Source organism: Pedococcus aerophilus (assembly GCF_039532215.1).
Lineage (GTDB): Bacteria > Actinomycetota > Actinomycetes > Actinomycetales > Dermatophilaceae > Pedococcus > Pedococcus aerophilus.
On sequence record NZ_BAAARN010000010.1, the window covers coordinates 1 to 5,515 of the forward strand.

Here is a 5,515-nt window from a genome sequence, read left to right on the forward strand (position 1 = left end):
CCAAAAGGGCCTTCCCGTGTGGGAAGGCCCTTTTGAAAGTATGTCCGGCTGCGTCCTACTCTCCCACACCGTAACCAGTGCAGTACCATCGGCGCTGAAGGGCTTAGCTTCCGGGTTCGGAATGGAGCCGGGCGTTTCCCCTTCGCTATGACAGCCGAAACTCTATGGAGATATCTTTCTCGGTTGCTTCCACCACACGCGCGGTGGTGGGAGCGGGTTCCCGACCGTATCTCGGGAACTACACAGTGGACGCGTAACATCTTTGTTGTATCAAGTTATCGGCTTATTAGTACCAGTCAGCTACACACATTACTGTGCTTCCACGTCTGGCCTATCAACCCAGTAGTCTAGCTGGGAGCCTCTCGGACCGAAGTCCATGGAAACCTCATCTTGAAGCGTGCTTCCCGCTTAGATGCTTTCAGCGGTTATCACTTCCGAACGTAGCTAATCAGCCGTGCTCTTGGCAGAACAACTGACACACCAGAGGTTCGTCCATCCCGGTCCTCTCGTACTAGGGACAGCTCTTCTCAAGTTTCCTACGCGCACAGCGGATAGGGACCGAACTGTCTCACGACGTTCTAAACCCAGCTCGCGTACCGCTTTAATGGGCGAACAGCCCAACCCTTGGGACCTACTCCAGCCCCAGGATGCGACGAGCCGACATCGAGGTGCCAAACCATGCCGTCGATATGGACTCTTGGGCAAGATCAGCCTGTTATCCCCGGGGTACCTTTTATCCGTTGAGCGACGGCGCTTCCACAAGCCACCGCCGGATCACTAGTCCCGACTTTCGTCCCTGCTCGACATGCCTGTCTCACAGTCAAGCTCCCTTGTGCACTTACACTCAAAACCTGATTGCCAACCAGGCTGAGGGAACCTTTGGGCGCCTCCGTTACCTTTTAGGAGGCAACCGCCCCAGTTAAACTACCCACCAGGCACTGTCCCTGATCCGGATCACGGACCGAGGTTAGATATCCAGAACGACCAGAGTGGTATTTCAACGTTGACTCCACACACACTGGCGTGCATGCTTCACAGTCTCCCACCTATCCTACACAAGCCGTACCGAACACCAATACCAAGCTGTAGTAAAGGTCCCGGGGTCTTTCCGTCCTGCTGCGCGTAACGAGCATCTTTACTCGTAGTGCAATTTCGCCGAGTTCGTGGTTGAGACAGTGGAGAAGTCGTTACGCCATTCGTGCAGGTCGGAACTTACCCGACAAGGAATTTCGCTACCTTAGGATGGTTATAGTTACCACCGCCGTTTACTGGGGCTTAAATTCTCAGCTTCGCTCCGAAGAACTAACCGGTCCTCTTAACCTTCCAGCACCGGGCAGGCGTCAGTCCGTATACATCGTCTTGCGACTTCGCACGGACCTGTGTTTTTAGTAAACAGTCGCTTCTCCCTGGTCTCTGCGGCCGTTCTCCCTAGACAGCAAGTGTCTTCAGGATCCGGGCCCCCCTTCTCCCGAAGTTACGGGGGTATTTTGCCGAATTCCTTAACCACGATTCACTCGATCGCCTTGGTATTCTCTACCTAACCACCTGAGTCGGTTTGGGGTACGGGCGGCTCGAACCTCGCTAGAAGATTTTCTTGGCAGCATAGGATCACCCTGCTTCCCGCATACGCGGTCACTATCAGGTCTCAGGCTATGTGAGCTGCGGATTTGCCTACAGCTCGCCCTACACCCTTGGACGTGGACTACCATCGCCACGCGGAGGCTACCTTCCTGCGTCTCTCCATCGCTTGACTACTACCAGATCGGGTCACGCGCTCCACCAGGAACCTCAGCCCGAAGGCATTGGAAACTGGTTTCAGGCGTTTAGCATCAAAAGGTTCATCATGGGCGGTTCTTCGCCGGTTCCGGAATATCAACCGGATGTCCATCGACTACGCCTGTCGGCCTCGCCTTAGGTCCCGACTTACCCAGGGCAGATTAGCTTGACCCTGGAACCCTTGGTTATTCGGCGGACGGGTTTCTCGCCCGTCATTCGCTACTCATGCCTGCATTCTCACTCGTGTGGCCTCCACGGCTGGATCACTCCGCCGCTTCCCTGGCCACACGACGCTCCCCTACCCATCAACACGCTTGGACCAACAACCCGCAGGTGTGTTGGCCGGGCAAAGTGTCAATGCCACAGCTTCGGTGGTGTGCTTGAGCCCCGCTACATTGTCGGCGCGGAATCACTTGACCAGTGAGCTATTACGCACTCTTTAAAGGGTGGCTGCTTCTAAGCCAACCTCCTGGTTGTCAATGCAACTCCACATCCTTTCCCACTTAGCACACGCTTAGGGACCTTAGATGGTGGTCTGGGCTGTTTCCCTCTCGACTACGGAGCTTATCCCCCGCAGTCTCACTGCCACGCTCTCACTTACCGGCATTCGGAGTTTGGCTAACGTCAGTAACCTGGTGAGGCCCATTAGCTATCCAGTAGCTCTACCTCCGGTAAGAAACACGTGACGCTGCACCTAAATGCATTTCGGGGAGAACCAGCTATCACGGAGTTTGATTGGCCTTTCACCCCTACCCACAGCTCATCCCCTCAGTTTTCAACCTAAGTGGGTTCGGTCCTCCACGACGTCTTACCGTCGCTTCAACCTGGCCATGGGTAGATCACTCCGCTTCGGGTCTAGACCCAGCGACTAAAACGCCCTATTCGGACTCGCTTTCGCTACGGCTTCCCCACACGGGTTAACCTCGCCACTGAGCACTAACTCGCAGGCTCATTCTTCAAAAGGCACGCCGTCACCCCACAAGGAGGCTCCGACGGATTGTAGGCACACGGTTTCAGGATCTATTTCACTCCCCTCCCGGGGTACTTTTCACCTTTCCCTCACGGTACTTGTCCGCTATCGGTCACCAGGGAATATTTAGGCTTAGCGGGTGGTCCCGCCAGATTCACACGGGATTTCTCGGGCCCCGTGCTACTTGGGATACTTCTCTGGAGTGCACATCATTTCGTCTACGGGGGTCGCACCCTCTGTGCCGGGCCATTCAATGCCCTTCGACTATAACGCGCATTTCTGACTCCATGCCAGCATGTCAGTACTGACCGAAAAGTCCCACGACCCCGCAACTGCAACCCCTGACAGGTATCACACAGCTACGGTTTAGCCTCTTCCGCTTTCGCTCGCCACTACTCACGGAATCGCGGTTGCTTTCTCTTCCTGTGGGTACTGAGATGTTTCACTTCCCCACGTTCCCTCTACCCGCCCTATGTGTTCAGGCGGGAGTGACTGGACTTGCCTCCAGCCGGGTTTCCCCATTCGGAAATCCTCGGATCACAGTCTGGTTATCGACTCCCCGAGGCTTATCGCAGATTCCTACGTCCTTCTTCGGTTCCTGGTGCCAAGGCATCCACCGTGTGCCCTTAAAAACTTGAGCCACAAAGATGCTCGCGTCCACTGTGTAGTTCTCAAAATACGGGCGGCCCCACCCCAGCCCCAGCACCTACCCAGCACCGAAGTGCCAGGGGGTTTGACTGGAAGGGTGGGTCCAAGGCCGTAAACCGGCCCGAAGAGATCAAGCTGCAAGCAGCCCGAGCCTTCAGGACCCAACAACGTGTCAGACGCCTCCCCCGCACCGGTGCTTTCCACTGCCCACCCTCCCTTGCAGGAGAAGCCGGCTTGTACTTGCGACACGGTGAAGTGTCAGCGCCAAATAATCGATGTTCCACCCTTGAGCACCTGCTGCCCCACGTGCGGGGACAGACCAGGCCCTGGACCAGACAAGCTGGCCAGTGCTCCTTAGAAAGGAGGTGATCCAGCCGCACCTTCCGGTACGGCTACCTTGTTACGACTTAGTCCCAATCGCCAGTCCCACCTTCGACAGCTCCCTCTCTTGCGAGTTGGGCCACCGGCTTCGGGTGTTACCGACTTTCGTGACTTGACGGGCGGTGTGTACAAGGCCCGGGAACGTATTCACCGCAGCGTTGCTGATCTGCGATTACTAGCGACTCCGACTTCATGGGGTCGAGTTGCAGACCCCAATCCGAACTGAGACCGGTTTTTTGGGATTCGCTCCACCTCGCGGTTTCGCAGCCCTTTGTACCGGCCATTGTAGCATGCGTGAAGCCCAAGACATAAGGGGCATGATGATTTGACGTCATCCCCACCTTCCTCCGAGTTGACCCCGGCAGTCTCCTATGAGTCCCCACCATCACGTGCTGGCAACATAGAACGAGGGTTGCGCTCGTTGCGGGACTTAACCCAACATCTCACGACACGAGCTGACGACAACCATGCACCACCTGTATACGAGTGTCCAAAGAGAACGACATCTCTGCCGCGTTCTCGCATATGTCAAGCCTTGGTAAGGTTCTTCGCGTTGCATCGAATTAATCCGCATGCTCCGCCGCTTGTGCGGGCCCCCGTCAATTCCTTTGAGTTTTAGCCTTGCGGCCGTACTCCCCAGGCGGGGAACTTAATGCGTTAGCTGCGGCACGGATCTCGTGGAATGAGACCCACACCTAGTTCCCAACGTTTACGGCATGGACTACCAGGGTATCTAATCCTGTTCGCTCCCCATGCTTTCGCTTCTCAGCGTCAGTAGTGGCCCAGAGACCTGCCTTCGCCATCGGTGTTCCTCCTGATATCTGCGCATTTCACCGCTACACCAGGAATTCCAGTCTCCCCTACCACACTCTAGTCTGCCCGTACCCACCGCAAGTTCGAGGTTGAGCCTCGAATTTTCACGGCAGACGCGACAAACCGCCTACAAGCTCTTTACGCCCAATAATTCCGGACAACGCTCGCACCCTACGTATTACCGCGGCTGCTGGCACGTAGTTAGCCGGTGCTTCTTCTGCAGGTACCGTCACTTGCGCTTCTTCCCTGCTGAAAGAGGTTTACAACCCGAAGGCCGTCATCCCTCACGCGGCGTCGCTGCATCAGGCTTTCGCCCATTGTGCAATATTCCCCACTGCTGCCTCCCGTAGGAGTCTGGGCCGTGTCTCAGTCCCAGTGTGGCCGGTCGCCCTCTCAGGCCGGCTACCCGTCGTCGCCTTGGTGAGCCATTACCTCACCAACAAGCTGATAGGCCGCGAGTCCATCCCAAACCGAAAAACTTTCCAAACGATAGCCATGCAGCTTCGTTTCGTATCCGGTATTAGACGCCGTTTCCAGCGCTTATTCCAGAGTCTGGGGCAGGTTACTCACGTGTTACTCACCCGTTCGCCACTGATCAGAACAAAGCAAGCTCTGTTCGTCACCGTTCGACTTGCATGTGTTAAGCACGCCGCCAGCGTTCGTCCTGAGCCAGGATCAAACTCTCCATTGATGTTTGCTACCCACCACGCCAAAGCGCGACAGGAAAAGCGAAACCCTAGAAGGGTCGTCAAACTGACTGAGTCACAAACAACTAGCAAAATCACTAGCATTCGTTGTCAATCAAAGGATTTTCGTTCCAGAACAACACAACCCCCACCGAAGGTGAAAGCCGCGCCACCCCAGAGACGAGGTAATTGGCATCGATTTTTGACACGCTGTTGAGTTCTCAAGGATCGGACGCACACC

3 rRNA genes are annotated in these 5,515 nt (G+C 55.9%); all 3 read right to left on the minus strand.

Annotation, left to right across the window (positions count from 1 at the left end):
• Positions 1-42: 42 nt before the first annotated feature.
• Positions 43-159, minus strand: a 5S ribosomal RNA gene (rrf, locus tag ABD286_RS18840).
• A gap of 107 nt (positions 160-266) precedes the next feature.
• Positions 267-3,386, minus strand: a 23S ribosomal RNA gene (locus ABD286_RS18845).
• Positions 3,387-3,752: 366 nt separating this feature from the next.
• Positions 3,753-5,279, minus strand: a 16S ribosomal RNA gene (locus tag ABD286_RS18850).
• Together the 16S, 23S and 5S rRNA genes form the textbook arrangement of a ribosomal RNA operon.
• Positions 5,280-5,515: the final 236 nt, after the last annotated feature.